The sequence below is a fragment of the Azospirillum sp. RU38E genome, from assembly GCF_900188385.1.
Lineage (GTDB): Bacteria > Pseudomonadota > Alphaproteobacteria > Azospirillales > Azospirillaceae > Niveispirillum.
Window position 1 is genome coordinate 791,033 of sequence record NZ_FZOI01000001.1, and the last position, 19,727, is coordinate 810,759.

Consider the following 19,727-nt stretch of genomic DNA (forward strand, 5'->3'; position numbering starts at 1 on the left):
GTTGACAGAAACTTAACGTTCCGTCATCTAATCCGATATCGGATGAATTGATGCCACCCGCCCCGGTGCTGCTCATCCGATTTCGCGTCTGGAGTCGTTCCCACATGTTTTCCGCCCTGCTGCGCGCCTCCATGCGCGCTGTCCGCATTGATGATCAGTCCGTGCAGGACCGTGACTTCGCCTGGGAGGATAGCGAGCCGCCCCGGCCCCTGCCTTCCAAACCCTTTGCCTTTGCCATTGGCCTGCTGCGGGAGAAGTTTCGCGGCCGTGTGCTGCTGCTGGCTCTGGCCGTCTGCATCGGGCAGGGGATTGAGGCGTTCGAGCCCTATGCCCTGAAGGCAGTGGTGGATGCGCTGACGGCGGCCACCGGCGGCGACCCGGCGACGGGCGTGCAGGGGCTGGGCGTGGGCGGCTGGTTCCTGGTGCTGCTGGGTATCTGGCTGGGCAGCATGGGCATGTATCGCGTCTATCAGATCGTCGATATCTATACCTCGCCTTCCATCCGGGCCCTGGCGCAGAAGCGGATGTTCGGCTGGCTGCTGGGCCACAGCCCGCGCTATTTCCAGGATAATTTCGCCGGCAAGCTGGGCCAGAAGATCAAGCAGGGCGCCAATGCCGTGCTGTCCCTGGTGGAAATCCTGATGTGGGATGTGCTGCGGGTCATTGTGCTGCTGGTGGTGGCGCTGGGCCTGCTCTGGACGGCATCACCTTTATTCTCCGCCGTGCTGGCGGGGTGGATGGTGCTCTACGTCGCCGTCTCCTTCTGGCTGTCGCGCCATTGCTTCCGCCTGTCGGAGGCGATGAGCGATGCGGTTTCCACCAGTTCCGGCCGCATCATTGATGCGGTTACCAATGCCGACCTGATCCGGGGTTTCGCCCGCACGGCGTTCGAACGGACCTTCCTGGGCCATTACCTGAATGCGGAACGGTTCCGGTCGCGCCGGCTGCGCTGGTTCCTGGTGGTGATGCGCATCTTCCAGATGTTGTCCATCATGGGGCTGCTGGGGGTGCTGGTCTGGGTGGCCATTGCCCGCACCTTGCAAGGCGCGATGACGGTTGGTGAATTCACCCTGGTCTTCACGCTGGCCTTCCAGATTTCCAATACGGTCTGGCATCTGTCCGACCGGATGCTGAACTTCTTTGAGGAGTTGGGCACCCTGTCGGAGGCGTTGGATCTGGTGTCGGCCCCGCATGAGATCACCGATGTGCCGGGGGCCCCGGCCCTGCGGGTGCCGGCGGGGGGGATTGAACTGCGGGAAATCCATTTCAGCTTCCCCGATGGTACCAAGGTGTTTGACGGGCTGAACCTTTCCATCCGTCCGGGGGAAAAGGTGGGGCTAGTCGGCCGCTCCGGTGCCGGGAAAAGCACCCTGGTGAAGCTGATCCGTCGTCAGTTCGACCCGCAATATGGCCGGGTGCTGATCGATGGGCAGGATATCGCCCATGTGGCGCGGGAAAGCCTGAACGCGGCGATTGCCGAGGTACCGCAGCAGCCCGGCGTCTTCCACCGCACCATCGGGGAGAACATCGCCTATGGCCGCCCCGGTGCCAGCCAGCAGGAGGTGGAGGAAGCCGCCCGCAAGGCCCATGCGCATGAGTTCATCGCCCGGCGTTCCACCGGCTATGACACGATTGTGGGGGAACAGGGGGTGAAACTGTCGGGCGGGGAGCGCCAGCGTGTCGCCATCGCCCGTGCCTTGCTGAAGGACAGCCCCATCCTGATCCTGGATGAGGCGACCAGCGCGCTGGACAGCGAATCCGAACATCTGATCCAGGAAGCACTCTGGACCCTGATGGAAGGTCGCACGGTGATCGCCATTGCCCACCGGCTTTCCACCATCACCGAGATGGACCGCATCCTTTATCTGGAAGGCGGTCAGGTGGTGGAACAGGGCAGCCACGCCGAACTGCTGGCGCTGGGCGGCCGCTATGCCCAGCTCTGGCACCGCCAGTCAGGCGGGTTCCTGGCGGCGGCGGAGTAAGGGGGGCTCTCCCTCCACCGTCACCCCGGCGAAGGCCGGGGTGACGGAAAGGGATAAGCAAACTCACCCCCGCACCAACACCAGCGTCGCCAGCGGCGGCACGGTGATTTCGGCACTATAGGGCTGCCCGTCCCACGGCACCGACTCCGCCAGCACGCCGCCGCCATTGCCGATATTGCTGCCACCATAGCATTCGGCATCGCTGTTCAGCGCTTCCCGCCAATGGCCGGGGAAGGGCAGGCCGATGCGGTATTTCTCCCGCACCAGGGGTGTGAAGCTGGCCACCGTCACCGCCGCCCGGTCCGGGGCGGCACCATGGCGGCTATAGACCAGGATGGATTCATCCGAGGCCGCCCCCTTGATCCAGCGGAAGCCTTCCGGCTCACAATCGCGCTCATGCAGGGCGGGGGTGTCGCGGTAGAGATGGTTCAGGTCGCGCACCAGATCGCGCAAGCCCCGGTGCCAATGGCCGGTCGCGGCATCATCCAGCAGGAACCAGTCCAGTTCCGCATCATGGTTCCATTCGCGCCGCTGCCCGAACTCCCCACCCATGAACAGCAGTTTCTTGCCCGGATGGGTCCACATGAAGGCGAAATAGGCGCGCAGATTGGCAAATTTCTGCCAGTCATCCCCCGGCATCCGCCCCAGCAGGGAGCCCTTGCCATGCACCACCTCATCATGGGAAAGCGGCAGGATGAAATTTTCGGAGAAGGCGTAGAGCAGGCCGAAGGTCAGGTCATTATGGTGGAAGCGGCGATGGATGGGGTCGCGCGCCATATAGCGCAGCGTGTCATGCATCCAGCCCATGTTCCATTTATAGCCAAAGCCCAGCCCGCCGACATAGGCGGGGCGGGACACGCCGGGCCAGGCGGTGGATTCCTCGGCAATGGTGATGGCCCCGCCGCCCTGGCCCTCATCCTCGCCATAGACCAGTTCATTCATGCGGCGCATGAAATCAATGGCCTCCAGATTCTCCCGCCCGCCATAGCGGTTGGGAATCCATTCGCCTTCCTTGCGGCTGTAATCCAGGTACAGCATGGAGGCCACGGCATCCACCCGCAAGCCATCGACATGGTATCGGCGCAGCCAGAACAGGGCATTGGCGATCAGGAAATTGGTCACCTCATTGCGACCGAAATTATAGATCGCCGTGTTCCAATCCGGGTGATAGCCCTGGCGCGGGTCGGCATGGTCGTAAAGATGTGTGCCGTCGAACTGATAGAGCCCATGTGCATCGGTGGGGAAGTGCCCCGGCACCCAATCGATGATCAGCCCGATCCCGGCCTGATGGCAGGCATCGACAAAGAACTGGAAATCCGCCGGGCTGCCGAAACGCGCGGTGGGGGCATAGAGCCCCAGTGCCTGATAACCCCATGATCCATCGAACGGATGTTCATGCACGGGCATCACCTCAATATGGGTGAAGCCCATGTCTTTGACATAGGGCACCAGCTTTTCCGCCAGTTCCCGATATGTCGGGAAACCGCCATCGGCCCCGCGCCGCCAGGAACCCAGATGCACCTCATAGATGGACATGGGCGCGGTGCGGGCATTGCGTTCCTTGCGCTTGGCCAGCCAGTCATGATCCTGCCAGCCCTCCGCCAGCGGGGCAGGCACCAGGGAGGCGGTGCTGGGCCGGAACTCGGCGGCCTGGGCAAACGGATCGGCCTTCAGCGGCAGCAGCGCGCCATCGGCGGAGAGGAATTCATATTTATAGGCGGCACCGGCGGCCACGCCGGGGATGAAGATTTCCCACACCCCGATGCCGGGATGTTTGCGCATCATATGGATGCGCCCGTCCCAATTGTTGAAATCACCCACGACGGAGGCGCGCTGGGCATTGGGCGCCCAGACGGCAAAACGCACACCCGCCACCCCTTCCACCTGATCAGGATGGGCGCCTAGCCGGTCATACAGCCGCCAATGCCGCCCTTCACCGATCAGATACCGATCCATCTCCCCCAGCACGGGCGGGAAACGGTAGGGGTCATCAATCTCCCACACCGATTCCAGCCGATGCAGGCGCAGGCGATAGCCCGTCAGCATCGCCGCCGGCAGGTCGGCGCTGAACAGGCCCGCCGGGTCGATCCGCTCCAGCGTGGCGCGTTCAACCCCGTCCGGCCCGATCACCACCACCTGATCCACATCCGGGCGGAACACGGTCAAGCGGGCGCGGCCGGGATCATCGGCCAGCAGATGCGGCCCCAGCATGGCGAAAATATCCGCGCACCGGGCCTGAATGACCGAGTCGATGATGGCGGGGGAGGGGGCCAGGGACATCGGCGGTCCTTATTGGTATTCGGTTGGGGGCGATGGGCTTTATAACGCGGCCGGCCTGGAAAGGATGCGCCTTTTCAGCCGCGTTGCACCAGTCGGCGTTCACGGATGGGCCGTTTGGAGCGCGCCAGGCTTTCCGCCAGATTGACCCCGCGCCGCAGTGCCACGGCCACTTGCAGCACATCCAGCATGGCCAGATGGGCCAGCCGGCTGACCATGGGCGTATAGATGCTGGTATCTTCCACCACATCCACCAGCAGGGCGACGCTGGCCCGTTCCGCCAGCGGGGAGCCGCCGCTGGTCAGCGCCACCACCTTGGCCCCGCTATCCAGCGCCAGATCGACCGACCGCAGCAATTCCCGCGTCCGTCCGGTATGGGAAATGACCAGAGCGGCCGCCGTCGGTCCCAGCAGGGTGGCCGACATGGCCTGGACATGGAAATCCGTATAGGCCACGCAGGGAATACCCAGCCGGAAGAACTTGTTCTGCGCATCGGCCGCCACGATGCCGGACGCACCGAAGCCATAGAATTCCAGCCGTGACGCCTCCGCCAGGATGGTCACGGCTGCATCCAGCGCCTCGGCATTGGTGTGGTTGCGCACGCGGGTCAGCGAGGCGATGGAGCGGTTCAGCACCTTGGCGGCGATATCCACCACCGCATCATCGGGCCGCACCTCCTCATGCACATAGGGCGTGCCGGTGGCGAGATCCTGGGCCAGCCGCAGCTTGAAATCCTGGAAGCCGCCACAGCCGATGGAGCGGCAGAAGCGTACCACTGTCGGCTGGCTCACCTGCGCCTCGCGCGCCACCTCCGCCACCGAGGCATTGACCACGGAATGGGGGCGCTTCAACACCACCTCGGCAATCTTCTGTTCCGATCGCCGTAACCCCGCCTGCATGGCCCGAATACGTTCCAGCACTGCCGGTACACTCCCCAACCATTCGGACGCCGCCCAGTGGGGGGCACGATCCCCCAGGGCGGCTGGATGTCCATTTCCTGTGCGTTTGCCTGTTCGGTAACGCCTGTAAGGGAATTACACGAAATCCCCCGCCTTTTGGCAAGCACCCCTTTGCGTTGGTAACGGAAAGGCTCCCCTGTTCCGCAGGATGGGCTTTCCTGCCGGGGCTTAAGGGGCTAAAGCGTAGTAAAGTTACGCTGCATCGCAGCAAGATCGCAACTTCTCTACCCGGCAGCGCCAGAGGCTGACGCGGACATGTCACAATGTGGGTAACTGCCTCTTGTGTCGTTTTGTAATTCTGCTACATTCGTCGACGAAAAGGTTGGGGTGCCCGCGCTGATGGGGCGGTTACCGCAGCCTATAATCAATCCGGTATGCGGACGCAGGGTATGATGGCTGAAATTCTGCAGGTTCCCCCCTTCGACTATGTCGTGTTCGGTGGCACGGGTGATCTGGCCCTGCGTAAGCTGATGCCCGCACTCTATTACCGTGAACGCGATCACCAGATGACCGATGACAGCCGCATCATCGGCGTCTCGCGCACCGATCAGGGGACGGAGCAGTTCCGCCAGCAGATCGCTGCCGCCTTGGACAAGTTCATCCCGGTCGAAGATATTGATGCAGAGGTGCTGCACCGGTTCTTGAACCGCATCACCTATGTGACGCTGGACGCCACCAAGGCCGGTGGCGGCTGGGCCGATCTGGCCGAAGCGCTGAAGGATGGCGGGGAGAAGGCGCGCGTCTTCTATCTGGCGACCTCGCCGGCCCTGTTCGGTGCCATCTGCCGCAATATCAAGGAAGCCGGGCTGATCTGCCCGCGCACCCGCGTGGTGCTGGAAAAGCCGATCGGCAAGGATCGCGCCTCGGCCAACGCCATCAATGATGAGGTCGGCGCGATTTTCCGCGAAGACCAGATTTTCCGCATTGATCATTATCTGGGCAAGGAATCGGTGCAGAACCTGATGGTGCTGCGCTTCGGTAATGCCCTGTTTGAGCCGCTGTGGAACGCCGGCTATATCGACCATGTGCAGATCACGGTGGCGGAAAAGGTCGGCGTGGAAGGCCGCGCCGACTATTACGATCGTGCTGGCGCGCTGCGCGACATGGTGCAGAACCATTTCCTGCAGCTGGTCTGTCTGGTGGCGATGGAGCCGCCCTCGTCCCTGACGGAAGACATGATCCGCAATGAAAAGATCAAGGTTCTCCGCGCCCTGCGCCCGATCACGGCGCAGGATGTGAAGACCAAGACAGTGCGCGGCCAGTATCGCCAGGGTGTCATCGACGGCAAGGCCGTACCGGGTTACCCGGAGGAGCTGGGCCATGGCAACAGCAACACCGAAACCCTGGTCGCCATCAAGGCGGAGATCGACAATTGGCGCTGGGGCGGGGTGCCGTTTTACCTGCGCACTGGCAAGCGGATGCCGACGCGCTGCTCTGAAATCATCATCCAGTTCAAGGCCATCCCGCACAATGTCTTCGGCAAGGGCGCCGGTGAATTGACCGCCAACAAGCTGGTCATCCGCCTGCAGCCCGATGAGGGCGTGAACCTGTCCATCATGACCAAGGTGCCGGGCCCCGGTGGCCTGCGCCTGCGTTCGGTACCGCTGAACCTTTCCTATGCGGAAACGTTCAAGGATCGCTATCCCGATGCCTATGAACGGCTGCTGATGGATACGGTGCGGGGCAACCCGTCTTTGTTCATGCGCCGGGATGAGGTGGATGCCGCCTGGGCCTGGATCGACACCATCCTGAAGGGCTGGGACGATGCCGAACAGCGCCCCGAACCCTATTCCGCCGGCAGCTGGGGCCCGATCAGCTCCGCCATGCTGCTGGCCCGTGACAATCGCCGGTGGCACGATGCCGAATTCTAATGAACTGAAGGGCTTTGATGCCCGTCCCGCCCTGGTGGCGGCGCTGGCCGATCATCTGGCCGGTGTGATCACCCAGGCAGTGGCAGCGCGCGGCGTGGCCACGCTGGTGCTGTCTGGCGGCACCACGCCGGCCGACCTGTTCGCTGTGCTGGACCAGATGGACCTGCCCTGGGACAAGGTGAGCCTGACGCTGTCGGATGAACGCTGGGTGGATCTGGACGATCCGGCCAGCAATGAGGCGATGGTGCGCCGCACCCTGGCCAATGCATTGGCCAAGGGTGCGCGGCTGGTGGGGCTGAAAAGCCCCGGTGCCAGCGTGGCCGACGGGCTGGACGCGACGAATGAGCGGGTGGCCACGCTGGCCTGCCCCTTCGATCTGGTGCTGCTGGGCATGGGGGAAGATGGGCATACCGCCAGCTTCTTCCCCGGTGGCGAGGGGCTGGAACAGGCGCTGAGCGGTGCCGGCGGGCTGGCTGTGGCTGGCGTGGTGCCGGCCATTCCCGGCCCCGCCCGCATAACGCTCACCCGCCCGGCCCTGCTGGACAGCCGCGCCATCGCCCTGCTGATCACCGGCGATGCCAAGCGCCGCGTTCTGGATCAGGCGCTGGAGCCGGGTCCGGTGGAGGCTTTGCCCGTGCGTTCCGTGCTGCACCAGGATCTGGTGCCGGTTTCCATCTGGTGGGCGCCCTGAACCCCCGCGGGGTTGCCTGACCTGACCATGTCCCCGGGGTGGGGAGAGTTCCGTCATGACCATTGATGCCATCCGCCGCGTCACCGACCGTATCGTCGAGCGCAGTGCCGCCGGCCGTGCCGCCTATCTGGCGCAGGTGCGCGCTGCCCAGCAGCGCGGCCCGCGCCGCGGCACGCTGGCCTGTGGCAATCTGGCCCATGGTTTCGCCGCCTGTGCCGCCGACGACAAGGCCAAACTGAAGTCCGGGACGGAGCCGAACCTGGCCATCGTCTCGGCCTATAATGACATGCTGTCGGCGCATCAGCCGCTGGAACGCTATCCGGCCCTGATCAAGGAGGCGGTGCGCAAGGCTGGCGCGGTGGCCCAGTTCGCCGGTGGCGTGCCGGCCATGTGCGATGGCGTGACCCAGGGGCAGGCCGGGATGGAACTGTCGCTGTTCTCCCGCGACGTTATCGCCATGTCGACGGCCATCGCCCTGTCGCACAATATGTTCGACGGCGCGCTCTATCTGGGTGTCTGCGACAAGATCGTACCGGGCCTGTTCATCGGCGCGCTGGCCTTTGGCCATCTGCCGGCAGTCTTCGTGCCGGCCGGGCCGATGACGTCCGGCCTGTCCAACCCGGAAAAGGCCAAGGTTCGCCAGTTGTACGCTGAGGGCAAGGTCGGCCGCGACGCGCTGCTGGAGGCGGAGTCGCAGAGCTATCACGGGCCGGGCACCTGCACATTTTATGGTACGGCCAATTCCAACCAGATGATGATGGAGATCATGGGGCTGCATCTGCCCGGCTCCAGCTTCATCCACCCCAACACGCCCTTGCGCGATGCGCTGACCATTGCCGCCGCTGAACGCGCGGCGAAGATCACGGCGCTGGGCGATGATTACACGCCGCTGGCCGACATCATTGATGAGAAGGCCATCGTCAATGCCATGATCGGCCTGATGGCTACCGGCGGATCGACCAACCACACGATCCATCTGGTGGCGATGGCGGCCGCCGCTGGCATCACCATCGACTGGCAGGATTTCAACGATCTGTCGGCGGTGGTGCCGCTGCTGTCCCGCGTCTATCCCAATGGCGTGGCCGATGTGAACCATTTCCACGCGGCGGGCGGGATGCAGTTCGTCATCTCCGAACTGCTGGATAATGGCCTGTTGCATGGCGATGTGAAGACCGTGGCGGGTGAGGGCGGCCTGGATGCCTATCGCCAGGAGGCGTTCCTGGATAATTACGGGGCGGCCACGTGGCGCCCGGGCGTGAAGGTTTCCGCCGATACCAAGGTGCTGCGGCCGGTGGCTGATGCCTTTGATACCACGGGTGGCATCCGCCTGCTGACCGGCAACCTCGGCCGTTGCGTCATCAAGGTTTCGGCGGTGAAGCCGGAACATCGCATCGTTGAGGCGCCGGCCCTGGTGTTCGATGGCCAGGATGACATGCTGGCCGCCTTCAAGGCTGGCAAGCTGACCGGCGACGTGGTGGTGGTGGTCCGTTATCAGGGGCCACGCGCCAACGGGATGCCGGAACTGCACAAGCTGACCCCCTCGCTGGGCATTCTGCAGGACAAGGGTTTCAAGGTGGCGCTGGTCACCGATGGCCGCATGTCCGGCGCCTCCGGCAAGGTGCCGGCGGCCATCCATGTCACCCCGGAATGTCTGGCCGGTGGCCCGCTGGCCCGTGTGCGCGACGGCGACATCATCCGCCTGGATGCCGAGGCCGGCACGCTGGACGTGCTGGTGGATGCCGCTGAATTTGCCGCCCGCGATGTGGTGGTGCCCGACCTGTCCGGCAATGAATGGGGCATGGGCCGCAATCTGTTCGGTGCCTTCCGTGGCGTGGCCACGGGGGCGGAACAGGGCGGCAGCTGCTTCACCGCCAACCCGGTATAACCTCTACGCAGTTGGATAAAGCCTCAATGACCACCGATATCGCCCATATCTGCAGCCTTGCCCCCGTCGTTCCGGTCATCATCATCGACCGGCTGGAAGATGCCGTGCCGCTGGCCAAGGCGCTGGTGGCCGGCGGGTTGCCGGTGCTGGAAGTCACCTTGCGCTCCCCCGTCGCGCTGGATGCGCTGGCGGCCATGGCGGAAGTGCCGGGTGCGGTGGTCGGTGCCGGCACGGTGGTGCAGCCCTCCCAGGTGGATGCCGTGGCCAAGGCCGGCGCCAAGTTCATCGTCAGCCCCGGCACCTATCCGGAGCTGGTGACGGCGGTGCAGGATAGCGGCATCCCCTATCTGCCGGGTGTTGCCACCCCGTCGGAAATGATGGCCCTGCTGGCCCGTGGCATCCGCCATCAGAAGCTGTTCCCGGCCACGGTGGTGGGTGGGATCGACATGCTGAAGGCGATCGGTTCGCCCCTGTCGCAGATCCGTTTCTGCCCGACGGGCGGGGTGAATGCCACCAATGCCAAGGATTTCCTGGCCCTGCCGAACGTGATGTGCGTCGGCGGTTCCTGGGTCACCCCCGCCAAGCTGGTCGCCGCCGGCGATTGGGCAGGGATTGAGGCCCTGGCGCGCGAGGCGGCTTCGCTGAAGCGCCCGGCCTGATCTGCTTTACCCGTTTTCAGTCCTCACGGCCGCCGTTTCTCCGGTCATTTCGCGGCGGCCGACCTTGTGGGCGTCCAGGGGCAACCCTGGGCGCCCATCTTTTTTCGGGGCTGATCCTTCTGGACAGATTTTGTCGCCTTGCCATCCTTCGTCATCAGGCCCACATTCATTGCGAATGATTTGCGATTGGATGCAGGCGGCCGCATGACCATGCCTCCCCAACCTCCCCGTTGGCGATATTTCTATTTGGCCCTGGCCTATCTCTGCGTCGGGCTGGGGATGGCGGGTGCTGTTCTGCCCTTGCTGCCGACAACGCCCTTTCTGCTGGTCGCCCTCTGGGCTTACTTCCGCTCCCATCCGGAAAAGGCGCAGAAGCTTCTGGAACATCCGCGTTTCGGCCCGGCCCTGCGCGACTGGCGGGAGCAGGGGGCCATTCCCACCCGCGGCAAGATCGCTGCTGTTGGGGTGATGGCGCTGTCCTGGGTCATTGTTTATCTGACCGCACCCCATCCGGCCGCCCCGATCGTGGTGGGGCTGATTCTCTGCTGCACCGGCACCTTTGTGGCCACCCGGCCATCCCCCAAACCGCATGACAGGCAGAGCGCAGTGCGCAAGCAGGTGACCCCGGAAAGGCCGTTGGTCTGAAACATCCCCCTTTTGCCCCGCGACGCTTACGCGCATCCGGTCAGGGGTGGTTTTTGTTGCCCCCCAGGGTGGGGATGACATGCTATTATCACTTTCGTCTGAAGTGGCGCTGGTGCGCCGCCGGCCCTGATGGCCATGTTTTGGAGCCTGGTTCACACGTGACTGCCCCCAGCGATCTCGACCGCGGCGATACCGCGGCCCAGTCGGACGATATTGTCTACCCCGCCATGATCCCCTTTCTGCTGGTCCATCTCGCCTGCCTGGGCGCGATCTGGACGGGCGTGCATTGGCAGGATGTGGTGCTGGCCCTGGTGCTCTACGGTGCCCGCATGTTCGGCATCACCGGCGGTTATCACCGCTATTTCTCTCACCGCGCCTACAAGACCAGCCGGGTCATGCAGTTCCTGCTGGCCTTCCTGGCGCAGAGCTCCGCGCAGCGCGGGGCGCTCTGGTGGGCAGCCAAGCACCGGCACCATCACAAATATTCCGATACGCCGATGGATGTGCATTCGCCCAAGCATAAGGGCTTCCTCTATGCGCATCTGGGCTGGATCTTCACGCCCAAGCATGACACAGCCGATTATCGCACCATCGGCGACCTGACCAAATATCCGGAACTGGTTTGGCTGGACCGGCATTATTATGTGCCGGCCATCGTGATGGGCTTTGCCACCTGGGCCTTGTTTGGCTGGTCGGGCCTGATCGTCGGTTTCTTCTGGAGCACGGTGGCGCTGTATCACGCTACCTTCTGCATCAATTCCCTGGCCCATGTGGTCGGCCGCCGCCGTTACCTGACCGGCGATGACAGCCGCAATAACTGGGCGCTGGCCATCGCCACCATGGGGGAGGGCTGGCACAATAACCACCATGCCTATCAGTCAGCCGCCCGCCAGGGCTTCCGCTGGTGGGAAGTGGATACATCCTACTATATCATCAAGATCATGCAGGGCCTGCGTCTGGTCTGGGACGTGCATGAACCGCCGGCTTCGGTGGTGCGTAACGAACAGCGTCTGGGCACCAAGGTGATCGAAACGGCGGCTGCCCAACTGGCGGCCAGCTTCCAGATCGATAAGCTGACGGCGCAGGTGCGCGACGCCCTGGCCCATACCCCCACCCTGGCGGAGATTGAAGAGAAGATGCGCCAGGCGTCGGAAAATGCGAAGACGCGGGTGGAGGCACTGGTGGCCAATATCCATCTGCCGCATATCCCGACGACGGAGGAAATGCGCCAGCGTGCGGCTAACATGTTCGTCCGTACCCCCAGCATGGATGAGATTGTGGAGCGTGCCCGTCAGATCCTGATTGCCAATGTCTGCACGAGGCTGGCGGCCAATCCGGCTTGATCGGCTGTCGCCTGCCTTGGCTTGTACGATGTTGAAAGCCCCGGCCCGGTGCCGGGGCTTTTTCATTGGGGCCATCCCTGACCCGCGTGCTTTTGCGCTTTCCCTTCCTGGCGCTGAGCGGTAGCTTGTGCGCCATTGGGGCGACCGTGCTTATCTGTGGAATGTGATGATGACCCGCTTTACCCGTCTTCTGATTATCTCTGCGGCGTTGGTCGCCGTTCCCTCTGCCGCCCTGGCGCAGTCCGCTGCGGAGCCGGTTGCCAACACCCAGGCTTCCCCGGACATGCAGGTGGCTCAGGCTGGCCAGAAAGAGCATAAAGCCACCGGCAGTGCTGCCGGCAACCGGGCCTCGGTGTTCTCGGCCGGCCGGCTGTATCCGGCGCTGGGTGTGGCCGGTGTTGCGGCCGTCGGTGCCCTGGCCGCCACGCTGGGCGGTGGCGAAGATGAGGCTGGTCCGCCGACCAGCACGTCGACCTCGACCTCTACGGCGACCAGCACGAATTGATTTTCTGCTGTCGCCAGCGATGGCGGACGGATTTCCAGCCCCACCCCGGATGATCGAGGTGGGGCTTTTTATTTTTTTCTGAAAATACTGTTTCCGATGCTGATCAATATAATACCAATCTCCCTTGATCGTGACCGATCAAGGGAGATTTTTCGTTCCCTCATGCGCCGGGCGCTGCCATCCGGCAGCTTGGCTTGCGCGCCATGTGGCGCGGGCCGGCAGTCGCCGGCCTCCAACCCGCCTAAAGGTCAACCTTTAGGCGGGTTGGTATAAATTTGTGTAACAAACAAACAGAGAGACGATTATACGCTGATGTTGACGCCCTTCGTCGCTTCTTCCCGCGTCGCCATATGTCCGTCCAGAGTGGTAAAATACTTCGCTGATTTCACCAATTGATCGGAATTCAGGCCCAGTGTGGTAAGTTCTACCCACATGGCTGCAGGATTTTCCTGCTGAAGGTATTTATCGGTAATATTATCAATCGTCTTCTGCTGGTCTGCACTGACAAAGGGCATATAGCCGCGTTCGTTGGCTGGCATGGCCATCTGGAAGGCCAGGGGCGGATCGCCTCGCTGCCCGTAGGGGCGGCCATGTGTCTGCTCAAACTCCTGTTGCCGCTTCTGAATTTCGCTGTTCCGCTGCGCATCATAGGCGGCCCGTTCCTGCTTCAGGGCGGCCATTTCCTCCCGCTGCTGGCTGGCGAGATCCGGTGGAGCGGCAGCGGTCTTGGTGGTTGCGGCAGGTGTGCCGCTGCTTCCGGCGGTTGGCTTGACCTGCAAGCGGGACAAGATTGCCGAGGGCGAAAACAGGGAGTTGATGTTCATGGCGCATGTCCTTCCGCACAAGACATTTTATGTCCGCGGACAAGCAATCCCTGTACCGTCGAAATTCGAACCAACGGGGCGTCGGCGATGGCGGGGCAGCCGGTTCTGCGGCGGTTGTTTTGCCGGTGGACCGTAGAATTGTTGACGCCATGGCGTCCGCTGCTACCATCCGGCGGAATTTCGTCGGGCGTCGCGGCAGGTTGCCGCCTTTCCGCCGTGTTTAAGGCATAGAAGGCCGGTCATGCAGGCCGGTTGGGAGTGGGTTGATGGCGGTTGTTGGGGCAGCGGCGGTTCTGCCGCGGGCGCAGGTGATGCGGCTGATCGGGCTGGTGGCGTTGGTTGCCTTCATCCTAGATCAGGCGTCCAAGCAATGGGTGCTGTCCGCTGTGCTGCCGTGCCTGTCAGGCCCGACGGGGCCGGGCTGTGCGGTCAATTCCCCGTTCATTGAGCTGACGTCTTTCTTCAACCTTGTCATGGTGTGGAATTTCGGCGTCAGCTTCGGCCTGTTTGCCAGCGGGGCGGACCTGATGCCTTACGTGCTGATCGCCGTATCCCTGCTGATCAGCGGTTTGCTGGTCGCCTGGGTCTGGCGCGGGGCTACCCGGCTGGCCGCCCTGGCGGTTGGCATGGTGGTTGGCGGTGCCATGGGGAACGTGATCGACCGGCTGCGTTTCGGGGCGGTTGCCGATTTCCTTGACTTTCACCTCGCGGGCTGGCACTGGCCGGCATTCAATGTTGCGGATGCCTGCATCGTTGTCGGCGTGGGGCTGCTTTTGCTCGACGGGTTGTTGTCGCCGTCGCAGCCGCGTTAATCTACGTTACTTGCGCTTTGAAAAGGTACGGATCGGACCATGGGTGTGTACAAGCAGATGCGTAACGCCGTCCCGGCCCTGGCGCTGATCGCCGTTGCAGGGTCGCTCTCCGGTTGCGGCCTCCTCGGCAATCGCGGTGCGCCGGATGAGTTCCAGGTGGTGTCGCGGGCCCCGCTGGAGGTGCCGCCCGATTTCAACCTGCGTCCGCCGCAGCCGGGCAGCCCGCGCCCGCAGGAGCTGGAGCGCGATACCCGCGCCCAGTCCTCCATGTTCGGCGCCAGCAGCGCCGGCACCGGTGCCCTGGTCGATCCGCGTACCAACCCGGCACAGAGCAAGGGCGAGGGCGCCCTGCTGACGCTGGCCGGTGCCGATCAGGCCAACCGCGATATCCGCGCCATCGTCGACCGGGAGAATCCCGGCGTTGTGGTGGCGGATAAGAGCCTGGTTGACCGGCTGCTGTTCTGGAAGGACGGCGCGCCGAATCCGGAGATCGTGCAGCCCGGCAAGGAGCCGACGATCGTCCGCAAGGAAAGCACGGTCAAGTAAGCTTCGCTGCAGAGCCGTTTATGAAAGCCGCCGGCTTGTCCGGCGGCTTTTTGTTTTGCATGAAAGGGATTTAATGCGCCTCCAGGCGGGAATCGCTTGGCGCGTCGATCCCCCGGCGGCACACTGCGACCCATTCGTGACCGGGCCATCCTTCCCGGTCATGCCCGTTGCTGGGAGGTTGCAGTATAGTGAGAACCCATCCCGTCACCCCGGCCCGGCGCGGGGCCGGGCGGCGCTTGCGGGCGCTGGCCACCGGTGCAGCGCTTTGCCTGCTGTCCGCCGGCATCGCCGCCCCTGCCATGGCCCGCGTCTTCGATCCGGAAACCTTTACCCTGTCCAATGGGATGCAGGTGGTTGTCATCAACAACCCGCGCGCGCCTGTGGTCAGCCATATGGTGTGGTACAAGGTCGGGTCGGCCGATGAACATGCCGGCAAATCCGGCATCGCCCATTATCTTGAACATCTGATGTTCAAGGGCACGTCCAAGCTGAAGCCGGGGGAATTCTCCCGCACGGTGGCCCGCAATGGCGGGCGCGACAATGCCTTCACCTCCACCGATTACACAGCCTATTTCGAGAATATCGCCCGTGACCGGCTGGAACTGGTGATGTCGATGGAGGCCGATCGCATGACCGGCCTGAAACTGACCGACGCCATCACCCTGCCGGAACGCGATGTGATCAAGGAGGAACGGCGCCAGCGGACGGATAACAACCCGTCGGCCCGGCTGTATGAACAGTTGGCGCCGCTGCTGTTTGTGCATCACCCCTATGGCACGCCGATCATCGGCTGGATGCATGAGATCCAGGGGCTGACCACCCAGGACGCGCTGGATTTCTACAAGATCCATTACGCCCCCAACAATGCCATCCTGGTGGTGGCCGGCGATATCACCGCCGCCCAGCTGAAGCCGCTGGCCGAAAAGACCTATGGCAAGCTGAAGCCGGTGAAGGATCTCCCCCCGCGCGTGCGGGTGACGGAGCCGCCGACGGAAGGCGCCCGCCGCATCAGCCTGACCGACGCCCAGGTGCGCCAGCCAAGCTGGATGCGGCTGTGGAAGGCCCCCAGCTATAATGATGGCGACAAGCAGCACGCCTATGCGCTGCAGGTGCTGGAAACCATCATGAGCGGTGGGGCCACCAGCCGGCTTTACAAGTCGCTGGTGGTGGATCAGCGCGTCGCCACCAGTGCCTCCATGTGGTACGAGCCGACGGCGCTGAACCTGGGGACCATGGGGCTTTCCGCATCGCCGGTTGCCGGCGGCAAGGTGGAGGTGGTGGAACAGGCGCTGGAAGCCGAGCTTGCCAAGCTGCTGAAGGATGGCGTCACCGCGCAGGAGGTGGAGAATGCCAAAACCCGCCTGAAGCGCGATGCCATCTTCGCCCGTGACAGCTTGCAGGGCCCCGCCTATGCCTTCGGCCAGGCCATGACCACCGGCCAGACGGTGGCCGATGTGGAGGCCTGGCCCGACCGTATCGCTGCGGTGACGGTGGAGCAGGTGAATGCGGCGGCCCGCGCCGTGCTGGCGCAGGATAACCATGTCACCGGCATCCTGCTGCCCGACCCCAATGCACCCCCGATGCCGGGCGGGGCGGCCCCGGCGTTGGGCAAACCCACTATGAGCACTGGGTACAGCCCGGATGGCCTGATCGGCGACATGCTGGGTCGGGAGGTCACGCCATGAGGATCACCATGTTGTTTCGTCGCACAGCGCTGGCGCTGGCCGGTGCCTGCGCCCTGTTTGTCGGTTTGGCGCTGCCGGCCGCCGCCATCGATATTGAAAAGGTGGTCAGCCCGGCGGGCGTGGAAGCCTGGCTGGTGCGCGATACCAAGAACCCGATCATCGCCATCCAGTTTTCTTTCGAGGGTGGTACGGAACTGGATCCGGCCAACAAGCTGGGGCTGGCCATGCTGACCGCCAGCACCCTGGATGAAGGGGCCGGTGATCTGGATTCCCAGGCCTTCCAGGGCAAGCTGGAGGATAATTCCATCTCCCTGGGTTTCAGTGCCGGGCGGGATGAATTTGGCGGCTCCCTCACCACCCTGCGGGAGACGAAGGAGACTGCCTTTGATCTGCTGCGGCTGGCCCTGACCAAGCCGCGCTTCGACAAGGAAGCAGTGGAGCGGGTGCGCGGCCAGATGATTGCCGGCCTGCGCCGGTCACAGGCCGATCCCAGCTATTGGGCGCAGCTGGCCCTGTCGGAGAGCCTTTTTCCCAACCATCCCTATGGCCGGCCCCAGCGCGGTACGCTGGAAACCCTGCCGGCGATCACCCGTGACGATCTGCTGGCCTTGACCCGTGCCCGGCTGGTGCGTGACGGGCTGAAGGTGGCGGTTTCTGGAGACATCACCGCCGCCGAACTGGCCCCGGTGCTGGACCAGATTTTCGCCAGCCTGCCGGCCAAGGGCGAACGCGCCGCGGTGGCCGATATCAGCCCGGCCAATGGCGGCCGCACCATCGCCGTGCCGCGCCCGATTCCCCAGACCATTATGGTGATGGCCCAGGAAGGTCTGCGCCGCAACGACCCGGACTGGTACGCGGCTACGGTGCTGAACTATGCGCTGGGCGGCGGCGGCTTTTCCTCCCGCCTGATGGACGAGGTGCGGGAAAAGCGCGGCCTGACCTATGGCGTGGGTTCCGGCCTGGCACCCTATGACCATGCGGCACTGATCAGCGTCAGCGGCTCCACCATGAATGAGAAGGCGGGCCAAGCCATCGACCTGATCAAGCAGATTTGGGGCGAGGTGGGCAAGAACGGCATTACCGAGGCCGAACTGAACGACGCCAAAACCTATCTGACCGGCAGCTTCCCGCTGCAATTCACCAATAACGGGGCCATTGCCGGCCTGCTGCTGTCGGTGCAGCAGGATGGGCTGGGCATTGATTATCTGAACAAGCGCAATGACCTGATCAATGCGGTGACTCTGGCCGACGTGAAGCGGGTCGCCGCCCGCCTGCTGGACCCGGCCAAACTGACCACTGTGGTGGTGGGCCAGCCCGCCGGCGTGAAGCCCGACCAGCAGCTTTACGCCACCCCGGTGAAAGGCTGAGGTGAACGCGGCCCCGGTGTGGATGCCGGGGCCGCAATTTCCTGCGCAACACTGTGCAACAGAATGCAACCACTATGACCGGACCGGTCAGCTGCCCTTGCCGGTGATGCGGGCCACGGTACGGGTGGTGCTGAAACCTTCCTTCAGGTTGGCCAGCAGCACCCGCCCGCCCAGTCCCTGCACGAAATCGGCCCCCACCACCTGATCAATGCGGTAATCCGCCCCCTTTACCAGCACATCCGGCCGCACCAGCTGGATCAGCTCCAATGGCGTGTCCTGCGTGAAGGGAACCACCAGATCGACCAGTTGCAGGCTGGCCAGCACGGCGGCGCGGGCATCCTGGTTCTGGATCGGGCGGCTTTCCCCCTTCAGCCGGCGGACCGAGGCATCATCATTCATGCCCACGATCAGCCGGTCACAGGCCGCCCGGGCCTGGCGCAGCAGCGACAGGTGGCCGGGATGCAGCAGGTCGAAACAGCCATTGGTGAAGCCGACGCGCAGGCCGCGTTCGCGCCACTGGGCGGCGATGGCGGATGCTTCGTCCTGGCTGGCGATCTTGGCGTCGATATCGCCGGCATCCTGCTGGCGCAGGGCCAGCGCCAGTTCCCCCGGCGTGACCTGGGCCGTACCCTGCTTGCCCACCACAATTCCCGCTGCTGCATTGGCCAGCCGGGCTGCATCGGCCAGTGCCGCACCACGGGAGAGCGCACAGGCCAGCATGGCCACCACCGTGTCACCGGCACCGGAAACGTCGAACACCTCCCGCGCCATGGTGGGCAGATGTACGGCTGCATCGGCAGTCACCACCGACATGCCCTGTTCGCTGCGGGTGACGATGATGGCGCCGAGCGCGTGCCGCGTTAGAAGGTCGCGGGCGGCATCCACCACGCCGGTATCGTCTTCACAGTCGGCACCGCTGGCCAGCCGCAGTTCAGTCAGATTGGGGGTGACCAGATCGGCCCCGCGATAGCGGGCAAAATCCCGCCCCTTGGGATCGACGATCACCTGTTTGCCGGCCCCTTTTGCGGCGGCGATGATCCTTTGCGGCAGGTCGCCGGCCAGCACGCCCTTGGCATAATCGGATAATAAAATCACATCGCTATCCGGAAGGGCGGCGTTCAGGGCTGCCAGCAGGCCGGCCGCCTCATCCGCTGTCGGCGGTCCCACCTTTTCCTCATCCAGCCGCAACATCTGCTGCTGGCGGGCGATCATGCGGGTTTTCACCGTGGTCGGCCCATCCCCCCGCGCCAGCAGCCGGGCCGCCGGCCCGGCCAGCCGGCGCGCCGTGGAACCCGCCGCATCCTCCCCCACCAGCCCGATCAGCACCACATCAGCGCCCAATGAGCGGGCGTTGGCCGCCACATTGCCGGCCCCGCCCAGCATTTCCCGTGCATGGTCATATTTCAGCACCGGCACCGGGGCTTCGGGCGAAATCCGCGCGATATCGCCATAAATGAACCGGTCCAGCATCACATCACCGATGATGGTGACACGGGCGCCGGCCAGGGAAGCCAGGATTTCGGCCAGGGACAGGGACATCGGGCAGGGCGGCCTTTGCTGCGGGGCTTGGGTACAACCTGTCTTTTAGCCCGATCATGGCTTGCCCGCCAAGCGGGCCGCAACGAAGGGCCGCCCGATATATCATTCCGCACTGCGGCAACCGGGCGCATTTCCGC

At 64.1% G+C, this 19,727-nt stretch carries 16 protein-coding genes; 12 read left to right on the plus strand and 4 right to left on the minus strand.

Features of this window, described 5'->3' with window-relative positions; genetic code table 11:
• The first annotated feature begins 104 nt into the window (after window positions 1-104).
• On the plus strand, window positions 105-1,982 hold the full coding sequence (locus CHB97_RS03395) for an ABC transporter ATP-binding protein (protein ID WP_160105514.1): 1,878 nt from the start codon (window positions 105-107) through the stop codon (window positions 1,980-1,982).
• 63 nt (window positions 1,983-2,045) lie between these two features.
• Here the strand turns inward: CHB97_RS03395 and glgB are convergent, their stop codons facing one another.
• Both glgB and hexR read right to left on the minus strand, forming a co-directional pair.
• A complete protein-coding gene (glgB, locus tag CHB97_RS03400; protein WP_089286501.1) occupies window positions 2,046-4,262 on the minus strand; it encodes a 1,4-alpha-glucan branching protein GlgB in 2,217 nt (738 codons plus the stop codon).
• A 74-nt stretch (window positions 4,263-4,336) separates the two neighbouring features.
• The gene (gene hexR, locus CHB97_RS03405) at window positions 4,337-5,179 is read right to left on the minus strand and encodes a transcriptional regulator HexR (protein WP_089286502.1); all 843 of its coding nucleotides are present in this window, start codon (window positions 5,177-5,179) and stop codon (window positions 4,337-4,339) included.
• Window positions 5,180-5,610: 431 nt separating this feature from the next.
• On the opposite strand from hexR, the gene zwf reads away from it, so the two are divergent.
• The 7 genes from zwf (at window position 5,611) to CHB97_RS03440 (ending at window position 12,817) form a co-directional block, all read left to right on the plus strand.
• A complete protein-coding gene (gene zwf, locus CHB97_RS03410; protein WP_200819817.1) occupies window positions 5,611-7,089 on the plus strand; it encodes a glucose-6-phosphate dehydrogenase in 1,479 nt (492 codons plus the stop codon).
• Window positions 7,076-7,780: a 6-phosphogluconolactonase gene (gene pgl, locus CHB97_RS03415; RefSeq protein ID WP_160105516.1), complete on the plus strand. Its 705-nt coding sequence runs from the start codon at window positions 7,076-7,078 to the stop codon at window positions 7,778-7,780. Before zwf ends, pgl begins: the two co-directional genes overlap by 14 nt.
• Window positions 7,781-7,835: 55 nt before the next feature.
• Window positions 7,836-9,665, plus strand: coding sequence for a phosphogluconate dehydratase (gene edd, locus CHB97_RS03420; protein ID WP_089286504.1), 1,830 nt, complete (start codon window positions 7,836-7,838; stop codon window positions 9,663-9,665).
• A gap of 26 nt (window positions 9,666-9,691) precedes the next feature.
• The gene (locus CHB97_RS03425; protein ID WP_089286505.1) at window positions 9,692-10,324 is read left to right on the plus strand and encodes a bifunctional 4-hydroxy-2-oxoglutarate aldolase/2-dehydro-3-deoxy-phosphogluconate aldolase; all 633 of its coding nucleotides are present in this window, start codon (window positions 9,692-9,694) and stop codon (window positions 10,322-10,324) included.
• Window positions 10,325-10,528: 204 nt separating this feature from the next.
• The gene (locus CHB97_RS03430; RefSeq protein WP_200819782.1) at window positions 10,529-10,969 is read left to right on the plus strand and encodes a YbaN family protein; all 441 of its coding nucleotides are present in this window, start codon (window positions 10,529-10,531) and stop codon (window positions 10,967-10,969) included.
• A gap of 158 nt (window positions 10,970-11,127) precedes the next feature.
• A complete protein-coding gene (locus CHB97_RS03435; protein WP_244559363.1) occupies window positions 11,128-12,312 on the plus strand; it encodes a fatty acid desaturase in 1,185 nt (394 codons plus the stop codon).
• Between the two features lie 166 nt (window positions 12,313-12,478).
• Complete coding sequence (locus CHB97_RS03440; RefSeq protein ID WP_143270687.1) at window positions 12,479-12,817, plus strand: hypothetical protein; 339 nt, start codon at window positions 12,479-12,481, stop codon at window positions 12,815-12,817.
• A 302-nt stretch (window positions 12,818-13,119) separates the two neighbouring features.
• Here the strand turns inward: CHB97_RS03440 and CHB97_RS03445 are convergent, their stop codons facing one another.
• Window positions 13,120-13,641: a hypothetical protein gene (locus CHB97_RS03445; RefSeq protein ID WP_089286508.1), complete on the minus strand. Its 522-nt coding sequence runs from the start codon at window positions 13,639-13,641 to the stop codon at window positions 13,120-13,122.
• Between the two features lie 266 nt (window positions 13,642-13,907).
• Here CHB97_RS03445 and lspA point away from each other — a divergent pair, with 266 nt between their 5' ends.
• The 4 genes from lspA (at window position 13,908) to CHB97_RS03465 (ending at window position 18,051) form a co-directional block, all read left to right on the plus strand.
• Window positions 13,908-14,453, plus strand: a complete 546-nt coding sequence (lspA, locus tag CHB97_RS03450) for a signal peptidase II (protein WP_244559364.1) — start codon at window positions 13,908-13,910, stop codon at window positions 14,451-14,453.
• A 57-nt stretch (window positions 14,454-14,510) separates the two neighbouring features.
• On the plus strand, window positions 14,511-14,999 hold the full coding sequence (locus tag CHB97_RS03455; RefSeq protein ID WP_160105518.1) for a DUF3035 domain-containing protein: 489 nt from the start codon (window positions 14,511-14,513) through the stop codon (window positions 14,997-14,999).
• Window positions 15,000-15,187: 188 nt separating this feature from the next.
• Complete coding sequence (locus tag CHB97_RS03460; RefSeq protein WP_244559365.1) at window positions 15,188-16,684, plus strand: pitrilysin family protein; 1,497 nt, start codon at window positions 15,188-15,190, stop codon at window positions 16,682-16,684.
• Entirely contained in the window at window positions 16,681-18,051 is a 1,371-nt protein-coding gene (locus tag CHB97_RS03465) for a pitrilysin family protein (protein WP_244559366.1), read from the plus strand. Before CHB97_RS03460 ends, CHB97_RS03465 begins: the two co-directional genes overlap by 4 nt.
• Window positions 18,052-18,138: 87 nt before the next feature.
• Here CHB97_RS03465 and hldE read toward each other — a convergent pair whose 3' ends face one another.
• Window positions 18,139-19,590, minus strand: coding sequence for a bifunctional D-glycero-beta-D-manno-heptose-7-phosphate kinase/D-glycero-beta-D-manno-heptose 1-phosphate adenylyltransferase HldE (gene hldE / locus CHB97_RS03470; RefSeq protein WP_089286510.1), 1,452 nt, complete (start codon window positions 19,588-19,590; stop codon window positions 18,139-18,141).
• Window positions 19,591-19,727: the final 137 nt, after the last annotated feature.